The following is a 21,358-nucleotide window of genomic DNA, read 5'->3' as shown; positions in this document are numbered from 1 at the left end:
GAGACGCGTGACCGCGGAAGCGCCCCTGAAGATCAGGGGCATACGGCCCGGACCCGGCAGATTCGGTGATGCGCTGTTCGCCCGGCTGATGGCCCTGGCCGCATGGGCGGTGATCGCCGTGCTGGTCGCCACCGCGGTGTTCCTGCTGGCGAAGGCCTGGCCGGCGATCACCCACTACGGGCCGGGGAGCTTTCTGTCCTCGACCCGGTGGGCGCCGTCGGAGGCTTCCGCCACCGCCACCGACCCCAACCCGTACGGGGTGCTGCAGTTTGTGATCGGCACGCTGGTCACCTCGCTGCTGGCCATGCTGATCGCGGTTCCGGCGTCGGTCGCGGTCGCGCTCTACATCACCAACCTCGCCCCCGCGGTGTTGCGGAAACCGTTGTCGTCGCTGGTGGATCTGCTCGCCGCGATCCCCAGCGTCGTCTACGGGTTCTGGGGCGTGTTCGCCCTCATTCCGTTCATCCACCCCGTGGGCGAGAAACTCACCGCACTGTCGGGAATCCCGGTGATTGGCTGGGCATTTCGCGGCCCGTTCTTCGGCTACTCGGTCTTCGCCGCCGGGATCGTGCTCTCGATCATGGTGCTGCCCATCGTGACCGCGATCTGCCGCGAGGTTTTCGACACCGCCCCCACCGCGGAGAAGGAGGCAGCACTCGGGCTGGGCGCGACCAAGTGGGAGATGCTGCGCATGGCGGTGCTGCCGCGCTCGCGCTCAGGCATAGTGGGCGCCTCCATCCTCGGGCTCGGGCGCGCCTTTGGCGAAACCATCGCTGTAACAATGGTAATCGGCAACAACGTGCTCTCGATCATGCACAGTGTGCTGTCCTCGGGCGCGACGCTGCCCAGCGTCATCGCCAACGAGTTCACCGAGGCCAATCAGCCCTTCCACTTGGACTCGCTGTTCGTCGTCGCGTTCTGCCTGCTGCTGATGTCGCTGGTGGTGAACGTGGTCGGCAAGCGCGTCGTCAGCCGCACCGGGGAGAACATCGCATGACCACTACCGCGCCCACCCGACCCGCGCCGCCCGCACCGAAACTGCCCAGCACCGCTCGCCGCCGTGCCGTGGATCTGACCATGTACGTCATCCTCGCTGCGGTGATGGCGGCCACCGTGGCCGTGTTGATCTGGGTGCTGGTCTATGTCGCCGGACAGGGATTGAAGTACCTCGGCCCGGAATTCCTGACCCACACCCCGCCAGGCAATCCCAGCTCACCCGGCGGCGGGTTCCTCAACGGCATCATCGGCAGCCTCATCACCACCGGCATCGCGACCGTCCTGTCAGTGCCGGTCGGGGTATCCGCGGCGATCTACCTGGTGGAATACGGTGGCCGCCTGGCCCGTGTCACCCGGTTCCTCACCGACGTGCTCGTCGGCATCCCGACCATCGTGACCGGTGCGCTGGTCTATGCGGTGTGGGTGGTGTTCTTCGGGTTCTCCGGCATCGCCGGCGGCATCGCACTCGGACTTGTCATGCTGCCGTTGGTGATTCGCTCCACCGAGGAGATGCTGCGGCTGGTCTCGCACGAGCTGCGAGAAGCCGCCCTCGCCCTGGGCGTCACCAAGGCGCGCACCATCATCTCGGTCGTATTGCCCACCGCCAGTTCGGGAATCATCACCGGCGTCATGCTCGCCGTGGCCCGCGCCATGGGCGAGACCGCGCCGCTGCTGCTCACCGCCCTGGGCAACGACCTGTTCATCGAAACGAACCCGGACAAGCGCATGTCGACGCTGTCGCTGCAGATCTTCGGCAATGCCATCACCGGATTCAAGGCCGCCCAGGCCCGCGCCTGGGCCGGAGCCCTCACCCTCGTCGCGATCGTGCTGCTGTTCACCGTCGCCGCGCGGCTGATCGCCCGCCGCTCCGCTATCGCCGGCAAGCGCTGAACAGGAAAGGAATTGATCGTGGGAAACATGCGGCTGGAGAGCCTGACCGCGTTCTACGGTGATCACCTGGTCGTCGAGGACGTCAGTATGGCCATCGAACGCAAACAGGTGACCGCGCTGATCGGACCTTCCGGTTGCGGCAAATCGACCCTGTTGCGCTGCCTCAACGCCATGCACCTCACCGTACCGACCGCTCGCGCAACCGGGCGGGTCCTGCTCGACGAGCGAGACGTGCTCGGCGATATGGACCCGACCGAGTTGCGCCGCAAGGTCGGCATGGTGTTCCAGCGTCCCAACCCCTTCCCGACGCTGAGCGTGTACGACAACGTCATCGCCGGACTCCAACTGGGCCGCAAACGCCGCCGCGGCACCGGCTTCGACGAACTGGTCGAGCGCAGCCTGCGCCAGGCCGGACTGTGGACAGAGGTCAAGGACCGCCTGCACACCCCCGGCGGCAGCCTCTCCGGCGGCCAGCAACAGCGGCTGTGTATCGCCCGCACCCTCGCCGTCCAACCGGAGGTGGTGCTAATGGATGAGCCCTGCTCGGCGCTGGACCCGATCGCCACCAGTGTCATCGAGGACACCATCGAAGAGCTGAAAGACAATTACACGATCGTCATCGTCACCCACAATATGCAGCAGGCCGCCCGGGTCTCCCAGTACACCGCCTTCCTCACCATCCCCGAACCCGGAAAACCGGGACGGATGGTCGAAATGGACACCACCGAGAACCTCTTCGCACACCCCCGCGAGCAGGCAACCGAGGACTACATCACGGGCAAGTTCGGATGACCCAGCACATCGACCGCAGCTCCGCCACCCCACCGCAGGTGCTACGCATACAGGACGTCGAACTCGACCGCGCCGCGCATCGAATCCGAGTGCGCGGCAAGGTGTTCGCGCTCCCTCCCAAGGAATACGACCTGCTCGAAACGCTCATGCTCAACGCGGGAACCGTCCTTGACCGGGAATACCTTTTAGAAAAACTTTGGGGCGACTCGGAGCATGCCGATCCCAAGAACGTCGATGTCCACGTCTTGCGACTGCGCCGTAAGATCGAACGGAATCGTTCGCGCCCCAACCATATTCGTGCCGTCCGTGGCCTCGGCTACGTGTTCGACACCGAACCGACCGAGCCATCGACCCAAAGCCCTGGTTGTGACCAGTGAGCGCCGTGTCCTCTACCGCCCGTGGCCTGCCACCACGAGAACTCGGCCTGCAACTCGACCGCATCGTCGACGAACTCACCGACCAGTTCCGTGGCACCTTCGCTCGCCCGACTGTCGCCCAATTCGTGCGCGACACTTATCGCCTGCTCGCCGCGAATGCCACGATCAAGGTCCACCTGCCCACACTCACCGCACGATTCGCTCGCGACCGGCTCATCGACCACGGCAACGCCGCAGGTCTCACTCAGGTCACCTGCCCGCAGGTGCTGTTCGTCTGCGTCCATAACGTGGGCCGTTCACAAATGGCCGCCGCTCTGCTCGAGCACTACGCCCATGGCAATGTCACCGTCCGCTCCGCCGGCTCACAACCTCGCGGCGACATTCCACAGATCATCACCGAGGCCCTCGCGGAGAAAGGCATCGTCCTGCGCCATGCCTATCCCAAGCCCCTTACCGACGAGGTCGTCCGCGCCGCCGACGTCGTGATCACCATGGGCTGCGGCGATGCCTGCCCCATCTACCCCGGCAAACGCTACCTCGACTGGCACATCCCCGACCCCCTCGACCAACCCTTGTCCGTCGTCCGCGCCATCCGCGACGAACTCGACCACCACGTCCGCGACCTGCTCACCGAGCTCAGCGACTGACCATGAACCACCACAACTTCCAGAGATTCACATGGCCTATCGGCGACCGTGCAGGCGTGATGGATATTTGGCAACTGCGGCCATGGTATGACAACCCATTGATGCGCACGTCGGAGCGGATTCAAATGAACCTCCGTCTGATTGCGGCATCGATATTCCTGCTCGTGCCCACGGCATGCATCCTCGCAACCACCACCACCACCATCACCGCCCACCACACCCGTGCCGAGGATTCGGTGAAAACCGCTGTGACCGCCACGATTACCGACAACCCACACATCGACTCCGCAACCGGGGACACCGAGGCGACGGCGGAATGAGTACACCACGGACAACGCCAGACCGCCACGGTCCCTGTACCCTGCGACGCGGCCCCGGGAGAACCCACTCGGGTTTGGCTCTCCGCTGACGGCGCACCGACCAGCGCACCCAGACCCGCAGATGCATCCCTGGTGAACGGGATCGGCAACGGACTCGCCATCCTGCTCAGCGGCTGGGCCGCTGCGGCGGCGCTGATCGCGGTGACCGCTGAGGTCATCTCCCATCGCCGAAGCCTGCACTGGGACAACCAATTACGCCGGTTTCAGTCGCCCTCGCCGTAGCCTCCCGCTATGGGGGATTCGGCTGCCGACGATTTCATCCCACCGCCGCGCCAAAGCACCCCGACGGGCCCATGACCACCGCCGTACTCGTGTGCATGGCGATCGGTTCCGGCATCTTGCCCAACACCTCGCACCCCACCGCACTGAACTCCGGCTCCTGGGGAGCTCGACAGCTACCGCGCTCGTGCTCACCGGTGCGGGTGAAGCTGATGTCGCTGCTGCTGACCAGCCCGGACGCGCAGGAGAACAGCGGCGAGCTGGCCGCGGCGGTCGGACTGTCGGAATCCACGGTCAGCCACCATCTGTCCCACTTGCGCAAGGCCGGTTTGGTCGCCTCGGAGCGGCGCGGCATGAACGTCGTCCACCGGGCCCGCCGCGACGCCCTCTCCGCGCTGTGCCTGGTCCTGGACCCCAACTGCTGCAGCTGACCCTGTACCGCCCGCCGCTCGGCGGGCCGTGGCGGGTTCGTCAGTCGTGGCGCCAGACTTTGAGCGCGGAGCCCAGCAGCAGCACTACCAGCAGCGGGATCAGCACCGCGCTCGACACCACCCCCAGCAGCAGGCCGCCGACCACGGTGCCGGTGATCGACCCGACCGCCATCGCGACCACGAATCCGGTGTTCTCGCCCAGCACCCGGAAGCTCTGGTCGCGGCTATAGCGGGCGAACGCGACCAGCATGGTCGGCAACGACACCAGCAGCGACAGGCTCCCGGCGATCTTGATGTCGACACCGAACAACAACACGATCGTCGGAATCAGCAACTCACCACCGGCCACACCCATCAACGCGGCCACCACACCGATCCCGGCGCCGGCGACGACGGCGGCCACCACCCGCACCGGTGACGGCATCCCCAGGCAGCCGAGATGACCGAGGTGACTGGCGGCCAGGGCCACAGCGATCAGCACCAGCAGGCCCGCCAGCACCCGATACAGGGTGCGTGAGCGCATCCCCGTGGCCCAGCCCGCCCCCACCCATGCCCCGATCAGACTGCCCACCAGCAGATTCGCCGCGATGGACCAGTGCGTGGCGACTTCTGCGTAGGGCATCGCCAACAGCCGGGCCGGCAGCGCCGTGGCCACCACGATCAGGCTCATCGCCTTGTTCAAAATCACCGCCTGCAGCGCGGCGAACCCGAACAGCCCGATCAGCAGCGGCAGCCGGAACTCCGCCCCGCCCAACCCGATCAACCCACCCAGCGCACCCACCGAGGCACCCGCCGCGAACGCCGACAGCAGCCACCGCCACCCGGCGGCCGTCCTCGCTTGGGCTGCCTCGATCCGACGGTCCACGCTCTCGCTCACGCAGCGGACCCTACCGGCCACCACAGCGCCCCGGACCTCTCGAGAACTGTCGGGCCGCCCGGTGAAGCAATGGGTAGGTCGTCTCAGTCCTCGGGTGGGTCGGTGGTGATCTGCCAGGGCGGCTTGTCCGGTCGCAGTCCGCGCCAGGTGGGGTGGCGCAGCCGCCGGTCGATGGTCCATTCGATGAAGGCGACTTCGGCGACGAGTTCGGGCGCTACCCAGACCACGCCGGTGAGGCCTTCGGGGTTGCTGATCGGTGGCGTATCGCGGTGCAGCGCCGCGAGTTTCGTTTCCAGGTCGGCGAGCATCGCGTAGGTGAAGCCGGTCCCGACACTGCCGGCGTAGACGAGGTCGCCGCCGCGTTGGGGCAGCGCCAGCACCAGCGACCCGATACGCCCGGCGCGGCGGCCGGAGCCGGGGTTCCACCCGACGATCACCACTTCCTGGGACCGCAGGTTCTTGACCTTGGTCCACAGCGGGCTGCGCCGGCCGGGCAGATAGGCGCCGTCGAGCCCGTCGCGGTCACCGCGGCGGCGGCGGCGGCGGTGGCGCCGATGGAAATCAGCACGGCCACAACGACGACGAGCGGGGGCATCGTGTTCGATGCGTCGACTTGCGGTTCTTCGGCTGATTGCACCCGGTGTGGGTGTTATTCGTCGGTGGTGCACAGCCGTTACCGCCGCACGATCGTGGACCTGGCCGTCTCGGGCCGGGAAGTGGTGATCCGGCTGATGGTGCGCCGGTTCCGGTGCGAGGCTGCTCACTGCGAGCGCCGGATCTTCTCCGAGCAGGTCCCAGGCTTGGCCGCTCGGTATCAGCGGCGCAGTCCGCTGGTCACCGAGTTGCTGGCGCGGGTCGGACTGGCGCTGGGTGGTCGGCCAGGTGCGAGGATGGCGAGACAGCTGGCGGTGGAGGTGTCGCGATCAACGTTGTTGGGGCTGGTGCGGGCGGTCCGGCTGCCGGCGGTCGGTGAGCTGGTGGAGGTCGGTGTCGACGATTGGGCCATCCGCCGCGGCCACGTCTACGGCACTGTGGTGATCGACATGCGCACCCACCGGCCGGTCGATCTTCTGCCGGACCGAACCTCCGACACCCTCGCCGCCTGGCTGGCCCAACATCCAGGCATTCGCATAGTGTGTCGCGACCGCGGCGGCCCGTATGCTGATGGCGCCAGTCGCGGCGTGCCGCAAGCGATTCAAATCGCAGACAGGTGGCATTTGCTCCATAATCTGACCGCCGCGGTCGACAAAGTTGTTCGCGCGCACCGTAAATGCCTACGCGAAGACGACGAACACGCAGCGGTCGCCCAACCCGCCCCGACGCTGGCGGGCCAGAGCCCGGCAGCGGCACGGCGAGAAGCGGCTACCCGGCAACGCCATGCCGAGATCCACGCGCTGGTCGCCAAGGGCGTCGGTCCGACCGCGATCGCGAAGGCCCTGAATCTGGACAGCAAGACTGTGCGGCGCTACCGCTTGGCCGACACCGCCGACCAGCTTCTCACCCCGGTCCCGCGGCGTGGCAGCGCCCTCGACCCGCACGTGCCCTACCTCGCGGGACGGTGGGAAGATGGCTGCAGCAACGCTCGGCTGCTGTTCGGTGAGCTACGCCAGCGCGGCTACCGAGGCAGTGAACGCTCGGTCCGCCGGCTCATCCACACCTGGCGCGAGAACAGCGCCCCGGCGCCGGTATGGACGGCGAAACCGCCGATCACCGCACGCCAGCTCACCAGCCTGTTCATGCGGCCCCGACACAAACTCACCACCGACGAACTCGCCGACCTGCATCACGCACTCGACCACTGCGACACCCTGCACGAGCTCGAAGAGCTGGTCACGGGCTTCGCCGATATGCTGCGCCACCGCCGCGGTCAGCAGCTCGACGACTGGATCAACCAGGCCAAGACCGGCAGCATCCCGCAGTTGCGCGGCTTCGCCGACGGGCTGCCCAAGGACTACGACGCCGTCCGCAACGGACTCACCTTGCCCTGGAACAGCGGCGCTGTCGAAGGAGCCGTCTGCCGGATTAAGGCATATAAGAGGGCCATGTACGGACGTGCCAATTTCGACCTTCTCCGCATCCGCGTCCTCGCCCAATAAGCCTGGCCCGTCATCAAATTCCGACCAGACCCAGTTTCAACTGGCCGCTGACACCCGGTCTCTCCACCCCCATCCAGGCCTCAGCGCGGCGTGGGTGACAAGCTCTGACGATGCCCGTCGCGCCACGAACCCGGATCAGGCTGAAGTCGCGCGCTGGCATGGCGACCGAGGACCGGATCGGCTATGTCGCCCCCACAGGGCACGCTGCCGTGGTCCGCACTGACTTCGACCACGCCACTGGCGAACTCGTGCAGGTGTGGTCGAAAACCCCGCCCACCCGCGGGACCGAGTGGGTCGTGGTGTGGTGGCCAGGAAACCACTGGACATGGGAACGCGAATCCGACCTCGAGTTCGTCGACACCGACAGAAAGCCCATGTGACCCCATCTCGTCAAACCGTAAGTGCTGGCGCCATCGCCCACACCACTCACCCCACTTTCACCATTCACAACCCGCGTACCCGGTGTCATGCGACATTCCCGTTGCGGGAGGTTGCACAGCCGCCGCGTCGAGCAGGCTTTCGGGGGTTCGGCGCTGGAAGACCGCTCGGTCGGGTGCTGTAAGTTAGCTGTTGGGGTGATTGTCGGCGAAGGAGCCGGTGATGGCGGCGAAGCAGCGGTGACCAAGCTGCCGCGATATGCGGCGATGCTGGCGGCGCCGGGGGAGTTGCCCAGCGACGATGAAGGCTGGGCATTCGAGATCAAATACGACGGTATCCGGGCGGGCGCCTATGTCACCGACCGCGTACAGCTCGTCTCGCGGAACGGCAACGACGTCACGGCCGCCTGGCCCGAGCTGGCGGATTTGGCGGCCCAGCCGCCGTTCGTGCTCGACGGCGAAATCGTCGCCTTCGTCGAGGGGCATCCGTCGTTCGAAGCCCTGCAATCACGCATGCATCGAAGCGACGCGGCGGCGATCGCCGCGATGGCTGCGATGGCTCCGGCGACCTTCGTGGCGTTCGACTTGCTGCATGTCGCGGACCGGTCGCTGATCGAGCTGTCCTATCTGCGGCGTCGTGAATTGCTCGAGCAGTTGGCGTTGCCGGGGCCGCGGTGGCGGATATCGCCCCGCCTGACCGGCCGCGGCCAGCAGCTGCTGGCGCGTTCGCAAGAGCTCGGTTTGGAGGGCTTGATCGCCAAGCGCCTGGACGGCCGCTACCTGCCCGGCCGCCGCAGCCCGTCCTGGACCAAGATCAAGAATCTGCGGATATCGGAGGTGATCGTGGTCGGCTGGCGGCCCGGCGCCGGCAGCCGCTGCGGCCGGATCGGCTCGCTACTGGTGGCCGTACCCGACCATGATGGGAATCTTATCTGGGCGGGCAACGTCGGAACCGGCTTCACCCGGATCGCTCTGGCTGATTTGCATGCGAAACTGACTGCGTTGCAACGTGATACGCCCCCGATTGTCAACAGCGCCGTTGCACCGGAGGCGAAGTGGGTGCATCCTCGATTGGTCGGAGTGGTGGCCTTCACCGAGTGGACTCACGCGGGCATATTGCGGCATCCGTCGTGGCGTGGATTGCGAGACATAGATCCCGACCGAATCCGACCTCCGGATTGGAAATAGGTCGCCCACCATCGGCGCCGGGTAGAGGCGATCTCGGACGCCGTCGACCGCTCCTGTAGAGGCCGCGCGGTGCAGACGGTCGTAGTGGTCGTCACCGGATCCGGAGGGGAGCCAGTGCCCACGTGCCGAAGGCGTGGCTGATGGTGAGGACGATCTGGTCCGGTGCGGCGCCGTCTTCGAGATAACTTTGCAGGTTGAGCAGGTTATCCGCAGAGTGCACGTGGGCGAAGTCTGCGATGTTGTCGGCGTAGCAGAGGTTGTGGTCGAGTCCGGCTGACAGGGTCATGAACCGTAGTGCTTCGGTGTTGATGTTGTTGGTGATCACCTGGCGGATCTGGGTGCGGTCGATGTTCGCGCGGTGTAGCGCGTTGTCGACGAGGCCGATCAGGGTGCGGCGGGTGAGCGCGGCGATGGTGTCGGGGTTGGTGGCGGCGCGGATCAGCTGATTGGTGGCGGTGACGGTGGTAAGGATTTCGATGCGCGCGGGTTCGGCGGTGACGAGGCAGGATGCGGCGCCGTCGCTGACGACGGAGTTGACTTGACGGAGCAGGCGCTGTTCGGGTGTGGTGCAGGCGTCGGTGGTCACCAGCAGCACGGTGCGGGCCTCGCCGGAAGCGACGAGGGCGCGGGCCAGGTGCAGGGCGATGCCGAAGTTGGCGCATTCGGCGGCCGAGACCCCGATCGGTGTGGCGTGGCTGAGTCCGAAACGCTCACTCAGTTGCAGGAGTTCGGTATTTTCGATTTGTCCGAACCCGATGGTGGAGGAGGCGAGCATGAGGATGTCGACCCCGGACGCCGGCGTCCGCGAGTGGTCGAGCGTTTCCGCGATGCAGGTTGCGGCCATGTCGATGGGCGAGTCGCGGGCGTGCCGGTAGGTGGCGAGTCCGACCTCATGTAGGGCATCGACCAGTCCTGGCTCGGCGGAAATGGGTTCGATATCTGTGATGGGCCGCGGGTCGCCGGTGGTGTGAGCTATTCCGGTCATGAAAACGCGCATGGTGTTCTGCCTTGGAAAGTGTTGTGACACTGACGGTTATATGCATTCCGCGCTGGCTTTGCTGATGGCGTAAGCGACGAGGATGGCGTGCGGGCTGTGGAATTCGCTGATCTGCAATGAGATTGCGGCCGGACCGCGAGAACCGCTGTGCCGCAGCAGGACTGGTTTGCCGGGCGGGCGGCCATAGCTGACTGTGGTGGGGTGTGTCGTCCAGAGTTCGGCGAACCGGGGGTTGGCGGCCAGCGTGCGCAGCAGCGCCAGAGCATGGTGGCTGATTCGGTAGGGGCCGATGGCTGCGCGAAGCGCGGCGACGACGTGAGGTGCTTCGTCATCCCAGTCGACGACGAGTTCACGCGCTGCGGGCTGGAAGAACCACAAGACGATGTTATTGCTGGCTCGGCGAAGGCCGGGCAGTGCGTCGTACAGCCGGTCGCTGGCGGTGAGCACGGTCGATAGGGGAGTGGTGTAGGCGCAGATGATGCGCGCGGCATCCAGATATGCGAGGTGGGCGTTGACTTCCGGTGTCGCGATCTGGTGCCGGAGGTCGTCGTCGGCCGCAAGCCGCTGGGGCGGGTTCCACAAGTCGTAGGTGTGGCGACGCTGGGCGGGATCGAGGTCGTATCCGCGTACGATCCTGGCCAGGGTGTCGATGGTGGGAACGGACCGGCCGTGCTCGATCTTGAAAAGGTAGGCCGTGCTGATCCGGGCGCGAGCGGCGGCGATCTCGCGTGACCAGCCCCGCTCCTGGCGTAGCTGATCCAACCAGATGTGCAGGTCCGGCATCTCTACCCGCGCCGCGGCGCGGGCGCGTCGGGTACGTCTGGGTGGGTGTCTGCCGTCCGTGTGGCCGCGTACTCGGTTCACCCGCCTGTCTCCGTCTCTCCCCGACATCGTCTCGACCGGATCTGAAATATGAATATTCATAGAGTTCGCGCGCATTCGACCGTGACCGATCACTGGTGTTTCAACGCCGCTCGTTGGTGTCGGTGCGGCGGCGAGCGCTGAATTCTGCCCATGACATGGGCGGTTTCTTGGCGGCGAGTAATTCGGCGCGGTCGCGGAGCATGCATTCGGTGCGCAGCTGCACGGCGAATTGCCGAACGAATTCCGCCAATTGCAGGTCGTCGGCGGTGTCGGCGTAGGTCTGGATGAGGTGAGCGGCATCGCTGACCTGCGACGCGACCCGATAGCCTCGGTCGAGGTCGGATGACAACAACTCCCGGCGCTCTGGACTCATTCTTTGATTCCCTCCCGCATTGCGCCGTAGGCGCTTTCGAACCAAATTCGTTGCACGACGGCATGCCTCGACGGTGTGGCAGCCGAAACGTATATACCCCTGTGTATTCATGACCGGAGTCACACCGGATTGTGTGGTTGCGGCCTGTATGCGCTTGCGATCTAGCTCTAGCATTGTGGGCACAGTGCAGGGGGTCAACGGTTGCAGCGGGGACAACTTGTGCCCGGTGGCGCCACACGATCGGTGGGGAGGGAAGCCCATGACAATACCGGCAAGGTTAAGGAACGTCGGCGCGTTCATCGAAAAGCGCAGGAAGCAACTGGGTTTGGACCGGCTCCAGCTGGGCCAGCAGGTCGGGCTGGCGGCGGACACGATCAAGAAGATAGAACTCGAGAGGCGTCCGCTCGTCGACGACAACATTCGAAAAGTGTTGGCAGCCTTGGAAGTCCAGGACAACAACGTTCGCCTTCTTCTGTCGGCGCGGGAGGGACGGCTGCGGTCCGACGACAGTGCACCCTGTGATCTGGAGCTTCGCGCTATCGAGGCGATCACGGTGCCGGTGTTCATCCTCAACACGGTCATGGGCCGCATCGTGGCCGCCAACCAGGCGTGTGAGTCGTTGATGCATTTGCGCGCCGGGGTGAGCATCTACGAGTGGCTGGTCGCTGACCCGTGGACGCGGCAGCTACTCGGGCAGGACTGGCGCACGATCGCCCACGGCCTGATCTGGGGTGCCGCGCCACTGATCGAGTGTGTGATGCCCGACGGTGAGCGCGAGCGGCTGCTCGAGGTCTGCAGTCGGGTGCCGGAATGGGAAGCGTTGTGGACCACCCGCCCCGCTACCGCCGACTTCATCTACGGCGCACGCATGACCAACCCCGGGACGGGAGACACGATCGACTACTTGTTCACCGCGTCCGAGTTGCGGTTTCCGCCCCGGGTCGGGTGGTGGCAGGGCCAGCTCACACCCGCGGGGCCAAGTTGGCGCGGGTGAGTGCATGAACGTGGCCCGGGAGGGAACAGGCGGACACCTGGCGGTCTTCCCTCCGGGCCACGCCCGCCCGTGACGCACACCGTCACGGGGGTCCGGGGCGTCGCCGCCGGCGGCGACGGTGCTGCGCCGCCGACGGCGAGGTAGGCCGCTGCGGTGGCGTGGCGGCGGTGGCGGTGTGTTCGATGGCGGCGGCGATGTCGGCGGCGGTGAGAAACCATGTTCGCCCGGCCCGATGTCCCGGCAGCGCGCCGGCTTTCAGCTGCCGCAGATACCACGCTTCGGACTTGTGCAGAGCGCGAGCGCCGACAGAGACCGGGTAGGTCGGCTCGTGCGGGGCCGCCACTGCATCCGCGGCGTCCTCAAAATCTGTGGTGTCTGGATGCTTATCAGTCGACACACCAGCACCTCCCTCACACTATGAAGCAGGTTGTGCCCCAACGTCGTCCGCGCCCTGATGCCCGGCAGCGCGCGATCGATACGCCAAGAACAAGCGGACCCCGGGTTCCTCGACGAGCTCGGTGACCTGCACGGTGACCAGGTCATCCCGGTCGCCCCAGCGGCGCGGAGACGGACCAACGTCGTAGGCGACCTCGACACCGCTACGCCACAGTTCAGCGAATCGGGCACTGCCGGCGAGCTGTCGAAGGAGCCGCGCTCCCACCGGCGCATCCCGGAAGCGGCCCAACGCCGCACGCAGAGTCGCCACGAAGAACTGGGCCTCCTCGTCGGGATCCTGGCGACACGACTCGTCAGCCGAGGAGAATCGCCAGATGGCGAGGTTGTTCTCGGCTTGGTCCAGACCGGGAAACAGGCTATGGAACTGCTGGTTGCCCGCCACGACATTCCACAGGGGATCGCAGAAGCCACAGGCAATCGCCCGGGCGTCCCATGTCGCCAACTCTCCTCGGCGACCAGGAATCGCTATACGCTCACGCAGCTCGTCCAGTGGAGCCAGGACTGCGGCGGGTTCCCACAAGTCGATGGTGTGGCGACGCTGGGCGGGTGAGAGTTCGTAACCGGTGATGATCTTGTCGAGTGTGTCCCGGCGCGGAGTCGCCGAACCAACCTCGACCGACTTGAGATAGGCGGCACTGACGTGTGTGTACTGGCCGGCCAGATCGCGGGTCAGGTCGCGGTGTTCGCGCATCACTCGTAGCCAGGGCCCGAGTGCTGGAATTCCAACCGGCACATCACCAGCCAAACGGGCGACATCCGGTGGCTGTCGAGCATCAGGTGAATCGGGTGTGGTGGTGGTCATGAAACCCCCTCGAACGCCGACACTGTCGTGTCAGCAAATACAGGAATTGGTGAAAAGTTTTCTCCCCCGAGCGCTTTCATGCGTCACAAGCTCGTATCCGCACGGCTGGATACTTCCATCCTCCTTTAGATAGCCAATGTCACCAAGCCGGTCGATGGCGAGCTCGACGGCTTCGTTGAAAACGTCTCGGGGGGTTTTGATTTCGAGTTCCAGTCCGAGGTATAGCGGTCCGGTGCCGTGGAAGTCGGGTTCGGGTTTGTAGCTGTAGGAGTGGACGCCGTGGTGGTCGGGATGTTGGTTGGCGCAGGTGTCGCAGTAGTCCTCCCAGCAGCGGATGAGGACGTCGCAGCCGGCGCACCGGTGGTAGTCGGCGTCCTCGCAGCGCCCGCACACATCCGCCCCGGATTCGGTCTCGCTGAGCCCGTCCGCGCGCGAGCCGCAGTCATCGCACACCAGGTAGCTGTCGGCGCAGTCGTCACAGACCTCGCCATGGCCGATGACACGGACCAAGTCGCTGTCGAAGCGGTCGCAATCGCGGCACCGACGCCAGCCGATCGAACAATCCGTGCACACTTCGGTGCCGCGCACGGTGGAGCGGACTTCTCGCGTGGGTGTGGCGCAGTCGTCGCAGGTGTCGAGCCGGTCGGCGCACGTACGGCACAGATGATCACCCTCGATGGTGGTGACGATGGTGTTGTCGTCGATCGGGTGTGAACAGTCATCGCACCGCTGATCGGTGAGAGTGGATGCGGGCATACGAATTCACGTCCTTCCAGAAATTCGGGGGAGAGACGACGGCGCCCCGCTCCGGGCCGGGGCAGCGGCGCGAAGCGGGGCGCAAGAGGAAAGGCGTGCCAGGCAGCTCGGGTCGAGCGGGCCTGGCGGTCGGGTCAGGTCCAGCCGGGTGCGGGGGCCGCGGACGGAGCCGGCCGGGCCGGGGTGGGCAGGCACGTGCAGTGGGAAAGAGCGGATTGGCAGCCGAAGCACCAGCCGCAGCCGCGGCAGTAGCGGCTGGTGCGTTCGAGATCGCGGTCCAGGCAGTACCCGCACGCCGTCGGCCGCCGGGCCGGCCACCGCTGCTCGGGCGGCAGGTAGGAGCGGTTGGAATACCAGATCCCGCCCACCCACTGCCCCGCGCGCTCACCGAACAGGTACGCGGTGTGGGCGTAGGCCGGGTCGACGGTCAAGATCACCAGCTTGCTCGACCCCAACCAGCCAGCTAGTCCGCGCGCCCCGGCCGCGGTGTCGATCGGCCCGAACGGTTGAGTGGGCAGGTAGTCCTCGGCCGCGATCCGGGTATCCGAGCGCCGGTCGTACGCGCGCGGATGCACCCGCTTGGGCAAAGTGCCGTTGTGCGCCAACACTGTTCGTGCGTCGCCGCCGAGCCGGAAGGGATGGCAGTTGGCGAGGTCGATCGCGCCGTGGGTGGCGTAGCGGGAGTGGAACAACGCCGGACCGTTGGGGTGTTCGGTTCGGGTGCGGGTGAAGCTGGCGATGACGGTGTGGGCGTTCATGCCGTGTCCGGTGATGATGCGGCGGCCGGCGACGATGGCGAAGCCGTCGCGGCCTGCACCTGCTGCACATCCAGCGAGCTGGCGAACACCCGCACCTCCAAGGTGTTGCGCGGCAACGGATTGATCGCCTGATACCGCTCCAACCCAAGCGCGTGCTGCGGCCCCTTAGCGGTATGGCGGGCACGCGCACGGGCGGCGCTGTCGAACTGGGCATAGTGCGTGCGGCGGCGCGCCAACCGTGTGACCGCTGTTTCGTTGCGGTACAAGAGTTTCAGCCACCGATACACATGCGCCGGGTTGTCGAACCCAGCCCGGCTCGCATGCACATGCAGCCCCACCGACGCATCGGCCTCACACCCCAGCCGGTGCAGCTGTTCGAGCAGCGGCCAGGGAAACGCGTCGATCGCGTACCGGTAGGACATTGGGTGGCTGACGAGCTCGAACCCGGACGGCCTAATGGAAGAATCGCGTTTCAAATATCCGAGGTCGCCGAGGTGGTCGGTGGCGAGCCCGGCGCACGTGTCGAAACGGTTGTCCGGGACGATGATTTCCAACTCCAGCCCCAGATATAGCGGTCCGGTGCCGTGGAAGCGGGGGTCGGGGCGGTAGGTGTAGTTCCACACCTTCCCGCGGTGGGCGCAGGCCTCGCACCGGAACAACGCGCCCGCGCACCGCGCGCACACCAGGTCATCGGTATCGGTACGCAAGTCCGGGCCGGTCAACGGGCAGTTGCTGCCAACACGACTCGCACACAGCGGCATTCGCGATGCACAACTCCGTATCGGACGCCGCGCCGTCACAGACCGCGCACGGTGGGCCCAGGATGGGATCGGTCATGAACGCACACACCCTCCACAACAGAAAAGGCGCCGGCCGACAGGGGGAGTCGACCGGCGCGGGACACGGACAGGAACAGGGCAAACAAGAGCAATGGCGAGCACCCGATGGGGCCTGCGAGCTTCGCTCAGGCGGCCAGGCTGCGACGGGCGTATTCGCAGTCGTCGGCCGGTTGGCCGTGGTGGCGGCCCGGGCACTGGACGGACCGCAGCACGCGGTCGGCGACGGACAGGCGGGTGCGTGTCTCGGCTTCGAGATCGTCGATGCGGGACTTCGCGATTGCCTCGTAGTGCTCGTGCGAGCCGGTGACCGATTCCAAGTCGGGGAATCCGGCCTGGATCCACATGCGCACGTAGAGGCCGAATCCAGCGGTGTTGAGCGGGGCCTTTTGGCTGGCCTGCATGACCACGAGCGCGACCTCGGCCGCGGTCCCCGGCACCGGAGACAAGCCTGCGGCGACGCGGTCGAGCAGTTCACGGCAGTGCGACCGGAACACGAATTCCTGACGCATCCGCTCATGGGTCGGCATCAACAACGCGAACGAGTGGTAGAGGGTGTTGCGGTGGCGCGGGTGGCGTCGTTGCGCGCGGGCGATTTCGTCCTCGGCCCAGTCGATCTGCTCGAACACCGGCTCGAGATCGGACAAACACCGAGACACCATCGACGCGACATCAGCGACATCGGTGAACGGGCTTTCGGTCACGGGGACTCCTTTCGACAGCAGGGGGCAGCGCAGAAGAGAGAGACGAGGGGTAACGGGAGCTGACGGCTGACGTCGCCTCTGCAGCGGAGACGGTGCTCGGTCGCCGGGGTTGGGCGTATTGTTGAGCTGCGAGGCGCGGTTGATCTCACCCAGAATTTGGGAGATCCCGACATGAACGACCGCCGAACGAGCAGAAGCGCACACGGGCAAGACGCTGGTGAACTTGCTGCGCGGCTACATCATTCGCGGGAAGTGATGGATCGCCGCCGCGCGGTCGAACGTCGCCGCGAACAGAATGTCAGCGACGCGGTGCGGGAGTATTGGTCACAGTGGCAAGCGATTTCAACGATCGAACAACGCCGCGACCGCCGCATCCGAGCGTTGCACGACAAGATCCGCCACCTCGAACAGACCGCCGCAGCCGAAATCGCGGTACATCACACCAGGCAGGCTGCGGCCGTGGCGCGCATGAACGAGCACGGATGTAGCACCGACGAGATCGCCGAACTACTCGAAATCAGCCTCAAGGGCGCGCGCCAACTACTTGCCGCCGGGCAGGAAAAGCCTGAACCAGGCGTGCAGACGGCACATCGTGAGAGCGAGCAGAGGCTTAACGAGCCGCAACGGTCCGCCGGATCGGCAGAACAATCGCCGTAACCGATGTTCAGAGATAGACCGCCGAGGGGATCACCGAACGGAGGGTCCGCAAGCGAACTCCGCCCGCCCCTACGGTGGAAGGGGTCTACGACCCTGTATCGGGAGAGATCACGCGTCGTTGAGGTAACCCCCGGCGTTCCAGACGATCCCCTGGAAACCGCCTGGAGGGACCGGATGTCGCACCGGGATCCCGGCGGCGGGCGCGAAGGGCCAAAAGCACATGCCACATCGGTGGCAGTACACCCCGGCCCGCCACACCGCATACGCCGCGGGAGCCCCGCGGCGGATCCGGGCCGACCGTCGTAGCCTCCGGAACGCGAACCACAGAATCAGCAACGACGGAATCGCAAGGAAAAGCGCAAAACCGAACATCCCAACCACGATCGCGGCAGTCGAGATGTCAGGATGCGGTTTGAGCAGCACCACCACCGCTATGAGGAGATTTACTCCGGCAGGCACCCCTAAGACCAAAGCCAGGACCGTGAGGCGCCCAGCACCCCGGAATTCAGGCTCGGGCGCGAGTGATTCTGCGAGATAACTGGACTGGGTTCGCTCAACGAGCGAGGAGCCCATCACCGGCACCAGACCCGACGAACTCACACCGACACCGGAGTAGTAGTCGGTGCCATAAACCGTCGAGGTCCCCGAAGCGCGGATCGCAGGAACGCTCTGCACGCAATCGTCGTAACCGCAAGAGGGACAAGATATATCGACGCTCATGAGGCTCCGATTCCCTCCGACCGCCGCTGCGCGGGAAGATCGCAGGTGCGCAACAACGTCTCTGCTCGTAGGCGGTATCGAGATGGTTGCGTCCATCGAACACCTCCAACCGGAGCCTGTCGATAGGTAAAACGCACGGTTGTGTCACGCATCGGGCAGGTACCTCCTCGTCTGCGCCGGAGATGTGGCGCACATCACACAACCTTGATAGGGGGTGCGTACTCGTTATCTGTATGAGTCCGTGAAGTGCGCGCGTCGAGCGTCGGCTCGCTCGAATGCAATGCCCCTACCTGGACCTGTGAGTGTGGTCGATTGGTTTGCTGACGCCGTCAGTAACAGGGATGGGATGTTGACGGCGTCAGCAGGGAACAGGTATCGTTCGTGCCGGAAAATTGCGCGAAGTCTCGTGAAATTCCTGTTGCTACGGGCGGAGACGTTGTATCGGCCGCCTTAGCTCGACTTTTGTGAGGCAGGGGTTAGGGGTTCGATTCCCCTGATCCCATGAGCCCGAATTAGTCGCGGGTAATCGAACGCTGGGTTTTGGCAGTTTGCAGCACTGCTTTCTCTTATTTGTGATTCATGCGGTCGGAATTTCGATCGTGTTGGCATAGGCGAGGATTCTGCTGACCGGAGACCGGCTGCGGTGCGTTCGCTTGCGATTTCGGTGGCATTGAGTCCTTCGGAGTAGCGCAGTGTCAGTACCTGCGCGACTTCGCTCGTATCGCGGCGGCGGGCCGGGTCACGTGCGCAGATGAGTTCAGCTTGGCGCGGGCGCGGTCTTGTACGGCACGGGCCACGTCCTCGAGGTCTGCTTGGGTCGGCTCGTCCAGGAGCCGCATTGCCCACTGTGTCTCCAGTCGCCGCAGATGCGCCTCGTAGGTCCGCAAGGTGCCGGGACTCAGCGTGGCACGCACCTGCTGCGGGACCCCGTCGGCGAAGGTCGGAACGAGCGCGGTGGTGCCGACGAGATCGGCGAGGCTGAACCCCATCTGCAACAGCAGGACTCGCGCGGCCGCCACCGCTTCCGTGGACGCTGCTGGTGATGTGTTGGTGGTGATCGGTGTGGCCGCTCCAGCAGTGCCACGCCGGGAGCGGACAACGCCTCCATTGCCGCGGGCGTGACGATGACCAAGCGATTGCGAGTTCGTGTGCCGAGCAGAAGGACGCTGTCGCCGATGAACAGATGCACTCGGCGCCGCTGGGATTGGGATGCGAATGAACCCATCGCGCATCAAGATCGGGCCATCGGGATCGGCAGAGGCGACGAGCACGCCGTGGTCGGCGCAGCGCAGCCCAAGCCGGTCGCCCGGTCTCACAGCCCAGCGCGGAAAAGACCTTGCCGCCTGGGACCCGCCCGGCTTTCACCGACCGTGACCGTCCCGATAGTCAGGTCGGCGTCGGGCGCGGAGACCGGCAGCGGCGGTAGGGAGTGCGGGCCGTGGATCAGCTGCTGCAGCGGGTCTGGGTGGGTTCACACGCACCACCCCCGGCATGCGGGGGCCGGAATATCGAACGGTGGCACCGAGATCCGGCACCCGTGCCGGAAGAGTGCGCAAGTGACAGAGGGTTGTCATTGGTCGCCCTTCGCGTGGTTGAGTGCGCTCAAACACACCGACGCCGAATGTGTCACCAGTGACGCCAAATTGTGCGTGGGGGGCATGCGTTCGTCGCCAGGCGACTGACTATGACCGGTTCAGGCCGGCATCCGGACTGAGGTGCCGGAGCTTCTAGCGGGCCTTGTGGTAAGCCTCGATGATGTCTTTGTGAATCCGCCCGCGCCTGGATACTTCATACCCGTTCTCACGAGCCCAATCCCGAATCGTCGCTGTCTGCTGCTTGTCGGCAGCGGGCCGGGTTTCAGTCGTCTTGCTCTTGCTGCGCGGGATTCGTCCGATTCGCCGAGCAGGCTCTGTCCACGGCTCGAACGCTGCGCGCAGCTTGCCCGCGTTTTTCAACGACAGGTCGACTTCGTACTCCACGCCGTCGAGGCTGAAGCGCACTGTCTCGTCGGCCTTGGACTTCCCGTCGTAGTCGTCCACCAGCTCGACGATGACCTTCTTCGCCATGGAGCACCCCTCGATCAGCTCGTACCTGCCGTAGCGAAATGCTAGTCTCCGGAAACCTTATGCAACAAATCTCGATGCCCTACGTTGGCAGGCACGCGGATGCAGAATAGCAGGGCGATCGGTCAACGTCGCCCTGTTCTCGCACATATGCTATAGATCATCAGCTATGGGAGACATAAGCGCGTGAGTACGGACAGAGCCTCAGCTCGAACCCGCCGACAACGAATCAACATGCTCAAGGAAGCACTGCGAGTGCTCAACACTCAAATGTCTCTTCTCAATCGGCGCATGAGCAGCAAGGTTGAACTCAAAGATGCAGATTGGACTTGTCTCGATCTACTCAACGGGCAAGGCCCCATGTCGCCAACAGACTTGGCGCGTCGCACAGGCCTCCATCCCGCTACCCTGACGGGAGTGCTCGACCGACTCGAGCGCGGCGGCTGGGTAGTACGTGAACGAGATCCAGAGTATTCGGATCGTCGCGCGGTAATGGTCCGGGCGATCCGTGAACGCAACGGCGAGCTATACAGGACCTTCAGTGGCATGAGTAAGCGACTTGACCAATTGTGCGAGGACTACACCGAAGGAGAGCTCGAGTTGATTGCCGAGTTCCTCCGTCGTACTGCCGAAGCGGGACTGATATCCACAGAAGAACTCCGCGAGACCCGTTGAACTAATGTTCCGGCGGTTCTCTGGGTACGGATGTGAGCTTCCGCATCACTCGTTTCAGGCGGACCACTTGAGGAGCGAGGGCTGCCTTGCGCGCGATCGGCAAGTGTGGAGTCACTGCGCCGGTTCGACCGATTCGCGGGCTCCTAACCAGCCGCGAAACGGACGGAGACCCTCGCCGGGCGGCGAGTATTCTGTGTGAGATGACATTGTTCACCGATCGCCGATAGGGCATTGAGTAGGCCCAATGACGAGGCCCAATGACGAGTAGGGCTGAAGTCGGCATGAACGGGAATGGGTGACCACGCACCTGCTGATGCCGAGTAAGATAGCAATTCATATGCCTCTGCGGATGACACTATGGTCGAAAAGACGGACTGCTACAGTGGTTCGGCGGGTAGAGATCTGCCTCGGGCGTTTCCGTTAATCACCATG

Annotated in this window: 28 protein-coding genes; 14 read left to right on the top strand and 14 right to left on the bottom strand. The window is 65.2% G+C overall.

Translation table 11 applies throughout. The features are described from left to right. The first annotated feature begins 7 nt into the window (after positions 1–7). From pstC to IG65_RS0127185, 8 genes are all read left to right on the top strand, one after another. A complete protein-coding gene (gene pstC / locus IG65_RS0127220) occupies positions 8–997 on the top strand; it encodes a phosphate ABC transporter permease subunit PstC (RefSeq protein ID WP_051756962.1) in 990 nt (329 codons plus the stop codon). Beyond that, complete coding sequence (gene pstA, locus IG65_RS0127215) at positions 994–1,887, top strand: phosphate ABC transporter permease PstA (protein WP_081879800.1); 894 nt, start codon at positions 994–996, stop codon at positions 1,885–1,887. The genes pstC and pstA overlap by 4 nt, the downstream gene beginning before the upstream one ends. Before the next feature lie 15 nt (positions 1,888–1,902). Continuing rightward, positions 1,903–2,679 (top strand): phosphate ABC transporter ATP-binding protein PstB, encoded by a 777-nt coding sequence (pstB, locus tag IG65_RS0127210; protein ID WP_369801597.1) that lies wholly within the window; start codon positions 1,903–1,905, stop codon positions 2,677–2,679. Continuing rightward, positions 2,676–3,056, top strand: coding sequence for a response regulator transcription factor (locus IG65_RS0127205; protein ID WP_051756958.1), 381 nt, complete (start codon positions 2,676–2,678; stop codon positions 3,054–3,056). Before pstB ends, IG65_RS0127205 begins: the two co-directional genes overlap by 4 nt. 5 nt (positions 3,057–3,061) lie before the next feature. Next, positions 3,062–3,703 carry an arsenate reductase ArsC gene (locus tag IG65_RS0127200; RefSeq protein WP_231509455.1) on the top strand — a complete coding sequence of 214 codons (642 nt, stop codon included), beginning with the start codon at positions 3,062–3,064 and terminating at the stop codon, positions 3,701–3,703. A 2-nt stretch (positions 3,704–3,705) separates the two neighbouring features. Beyond that, on the top strand, positions 3,706–4,023 hold the full coding sequence (locus IG65_RS0127195; protein ID WP_197039939.1) for a hypothetical protein: 318 nt from the start codon (positions 3,706–3,708) through the stop codon (positions 4,021–4,023). A 132-nt stretch (positions 4,024–4,155) separates the two neighbouring features. Further along, entirely contained in the window at positions 4,156–4,305 is a 150-nt protein-coding gene (locus IG65_RS37990; RefSeq protein ID WP_156055790.1) for a hypothetical protein, read from the top strand. A 95-nt stretch (positions 4,306–4,400) separates the two neighbouring features. Next, entirely contained in the window at positions 4,401–4,733 is a 333-nt protein-coding gene (locus tag IG65_RS0127185; protein ID WP_231509453.1) for a metalloregulator ArsR/SmtB family transcription factor, read from the top strand. Positions 4,734–4,773: 40 nt separating this feature from the next. On the opposite strand, the gene IG65_RS0127180 is transcribed toward IG65_RS0127185, so the two are convergent. Together IG65_RS0127180 and IG65_RS39335 are read right to left on the bottom strand one after the other, a co-directional pair. Then, on the bottom strand, positions 4,774–5,610 hold the full coding sequence (locus IG65_RS0127180; protein ID WP_231509452.1) for a sulfite exporter TauE/SafE family protein: 837 nt from the start codon (positions 5,608–5,610) through the stop codon (positions 4,774–4,776). 83 nt (positions 5,611–5,693) lie between these two features. Then, positions 5,694–5,990: a hypothetical protein gene (locus tag IG65_RS39335; protein ID WP_231509451.1), complete on the bottom strand. Its 297-nt coding sequence runs from the start codon at positions 5,988–5,990 to the stop codon at positions 5,694–5,696. On the opposite strand from IG65_RS39335, the gene IG65_RS0127170 reads away from it, so the two are divergent. From IG65_RS0127170 to ligD, 3 genes are all read left to right on the top strand, one after another. Continuing rightward, entirely contained in the window at positions 5,880–7,706 is a 1,827-nt protein-coding gene (locus IG65_RS0127170) for an ISL3 family transposase (protein ID WP_081879798.1), read from the top strand. The two genes, IG65_RS39335 and IG65_RS0127170, sit on opposite strands and share 111 nt — an antisense overlap. Positions 7,707–7,816: 110 nt before the next feature. Continuing rightward, on the top strand, positions 7,817–8,086 hold the full coding sequence (locus IG65_RS0127165) for a hypothetical protein (RefSeq protein WP_156055788.1): 270 nt from the start codon (positions 7,817–7,819) through the stop codon (positions 8,084–8,086). Between the two features lie 111 nt (positions 8,087–8,197). Beyond that, a complete protein-coding gene (gene ligD / locus IG65_RS0127160; protein WP_231509450.1) occupies positions 8,198–9,271 on the top strand; it encodes a non-homologous end-joining DNA ligase in 1,074 nt (357 codons plus the stop codon). A 91-nt stretch (positions 9,272–9,362) separates the two neighbouring features. On the opposite strand, the gene IG65_RS0127155 is transcribed toward ligD, so the two are convergent. The 3 genes from IG65_RS0127155 to IG65_RS38675 form a co-directional block, all read right to left on the bottom strand. Further along, positions 9,363–10,256 (bottom strand): hypothetical protein, encoded by an 894-nt coding sequence (locus tag IG65_RS0127155; protein WP_197039938.1) that lies wholly within the window; start codon positions 10,254–10,256, stop codon positions 9,363–9,365. 48 nt (positions 10,257–10,304) lie between these two features. Further along, the gene (locus IG65_RS0127150) at positions 10,305–11,051 is read right to left on the bottom strand and encodes a helix-turn-helix domain-containing protein (protein ID WP_030517793.1); all 747 of its coding nucleotides are present in this window, start codon (positions 11,049–11,051) and stop codon (positions 10,305–10,307) included. A 181-nt stretch (positions 11,052–11,232) separates the two neighbouring features. Then, the gene (locus tag IG65_RS38675) at positions 11,233–11,505 is read right to left on the bottom strand and encodes a hypothetical protein (protein ID WP_197039937.1); all 273 of its coding nucleotides are present in this window, start codon (positions 11,503–11,505) and stop codon (positions 11,233–11,235) included. Positions 11,506–11,764: 259 nt separating this feature from the next. Between IG65_RS38675 and IG65_RS0127140 the strand changes: the two genes are divergently transcribed. Next, positions 11,765–12,499 (top strand): helix-turn-helix transcriptional regulator, encoded by a 735-nt coding sequence (locus IG65_RS0127140; RefSeq protein WP_030517791.1) that lies wholly within the window; start codon positions 11,765–11,767, stop codon positions 12,497–12,499. Between the two features lie 82 nt (positions 12,500–12,581). Here IG65_RS0127140 and IG65_RS35170 read toward each other — a convergent pair whose 3' ends face one another. The 6 genes from IG65_RS35170 to IG65_RS0127105 all read right to left on the bottom strand — a co-directional run bounded on the left by IG65_RS35170 (position 12,582) and on the right by IG65_RS0127105 (position 16,811). Further along, positions 12,582–12,896, bottom strand: coding sequence for a hypothetical protein (locus IG65_RS35170; RefSeq protein WP_156055787.1), 315 nt, complete (start codon positions 12,894–12,896; stop codon positions 12,582–12,584). 18 nt (positions 12,897–12,914) lie between these two features. Continuing rightward, positions 12,915–13,757 carry a helix-turn-helix domain-containing protein gene (locus IG65_RS0127130; protein ID WP_081879796.1) on the bottom strand — a complete coding sequence of 281 codons (843 nt, stop codon included), beginning with the start codon at positions 13,755–13,757 and terminating at the stop codon, positions 12,915–12,917. A gap of 30 nt (positions 13,758–13,787) precedes the next feature. Further along, a complete protein-coding gene (locus tag IG65_RS0127120; RefSeq protein WP_051756953.1) occupies positions 13,788–14,513 on the bottom strand; it encodes a hypothetical protein in 726 nt (241 codons plus the stop codon). A gap of 134 nt (positions 14,514–14,647) precedes the next feature. Beyond that, positions 14,648–15,271: a class II glutamine amidotransferase gene (locus IG65_RS35165; protein WP_051756950.1), complete on the bottom strand. Its 624-nt coding sequence runs from the start codon at positions 15,269–15,271 to the stop codon at positions 14,648–14,650. Then, positions 15,268–15,993, bottom strand: coding sequence for a hypothetical protein (locus IG65_RS0127110; RefSeq protein WP_197039936.1), 726 nt, complete (start codon positions 15,991–15,993; stop codon positions 15,268–15,270). Before IG65_RS0127110 ends, IG65_RS35165 begins: the two co-directional genes overlap by 4 nt. Positions 15,994–16,235: 242 nt before the next feature. After that, positions 16,236–16,811 carry a hypothetical protein gene (locus IG65_RS0127105; RefSeq protein WP_030517786.1) on the bottom strand — a complete coding sequence of 192 codons (576 nt, stop codon included), beginning with the start codon at positions 16,809–16,811 and terminating at the stop codon, positions 16,236–16,238. Between the two features lie 252 nt (positions 16,812–17,063). On the opposite strand from IG65_RS0127105, the gene IG65_RS0127100 reads away from it, so the two are divergent. After that, positions 17,064–17,468 carry a hypothetical protein gene (locus IG65_RS0127100; protein WP_156055786.1) on the top strand — a complete coding sequence of 135 codons (405 nt, stop codon included), beginning with the start codon at positions 17,064–17,066 and terminating at the stop codon, positions 17,466–17,468. Between the two features lie 108 nt (positions 17,469–17,576). On the opposite strand, the gene IG65_RS0127095 is transcribed toward IG65_RS0127100, so the two are convergent. The 3 genes from IG65_RS0127095 to IG65_RS0127085 form a co-directional block, all read right to left on the bottom strand. Next, the gene (locus IG65_RS0127095; protein ID WP_030517784.1) at positions 17,577–18,143 is read right to left on the bottom strand and encodes a hypothetical protein; all 567 of its coding nucleotides are present in this window, start codon (positions 18,141–18,143) and stop codon (positions 17,577–17,579) included. 740 nt (positions 18,144–18,883) lie between these two features. After that, positions 18,884–19,207: a hypothetical protein gene (locus IG65_RS0127090; RefSeq protein WP_030517783.1), complete on the bottom strand. Its 324-nt coding sequence runs from the start codon at positions 19,205–19,207 to the stop codon at positions 18,884–18,886. A gap of 708 nt (positions 19,208–19,915) precedes the next feature. Next, positions 19,916–20,254: an Lsr2 family protein gene (locus tag IG65_RS0127085; protein WP_030517782.1), complete on the bottom strand. Its 339-nt coding sequence runs from the start codon at positions 20,252–20,254 to the stop codon at positions 19,916–19,918. Positions 20,255–20,485: 231 nt separating this feature from the next. Between IG65_RS0127085 and IG65_RS0127080 the strand changes: the two genes are divergently transcribed. Continuing rightward, entirely contained in the window at positions 20,486–20,926 is a 441-nt protein-coding gene (locus IG65_RS0127080; RefSeq protein ID WP_030517781.1) for a MarR family winged helix-turn-helix transcriptional regulator, read from the top strand. The last annotated feature ends 432 nt before the right edge of the window (positions 20,927–21,358 follow it).

It is taken from the genome of Nocardia sp. NRRL WC-3656 (assembly GCF_000720265.1).
Taxonomy (GTDB): domain Bacteria; phylum Actinomycetota; class Actinomycetes; order Mycobacteriales; family Mycobacteriaceae; genus Nocardia; species Nocardia nova.
This window is presented reverse-complemented; position numbering and strand designations above follow the sequence as displayed.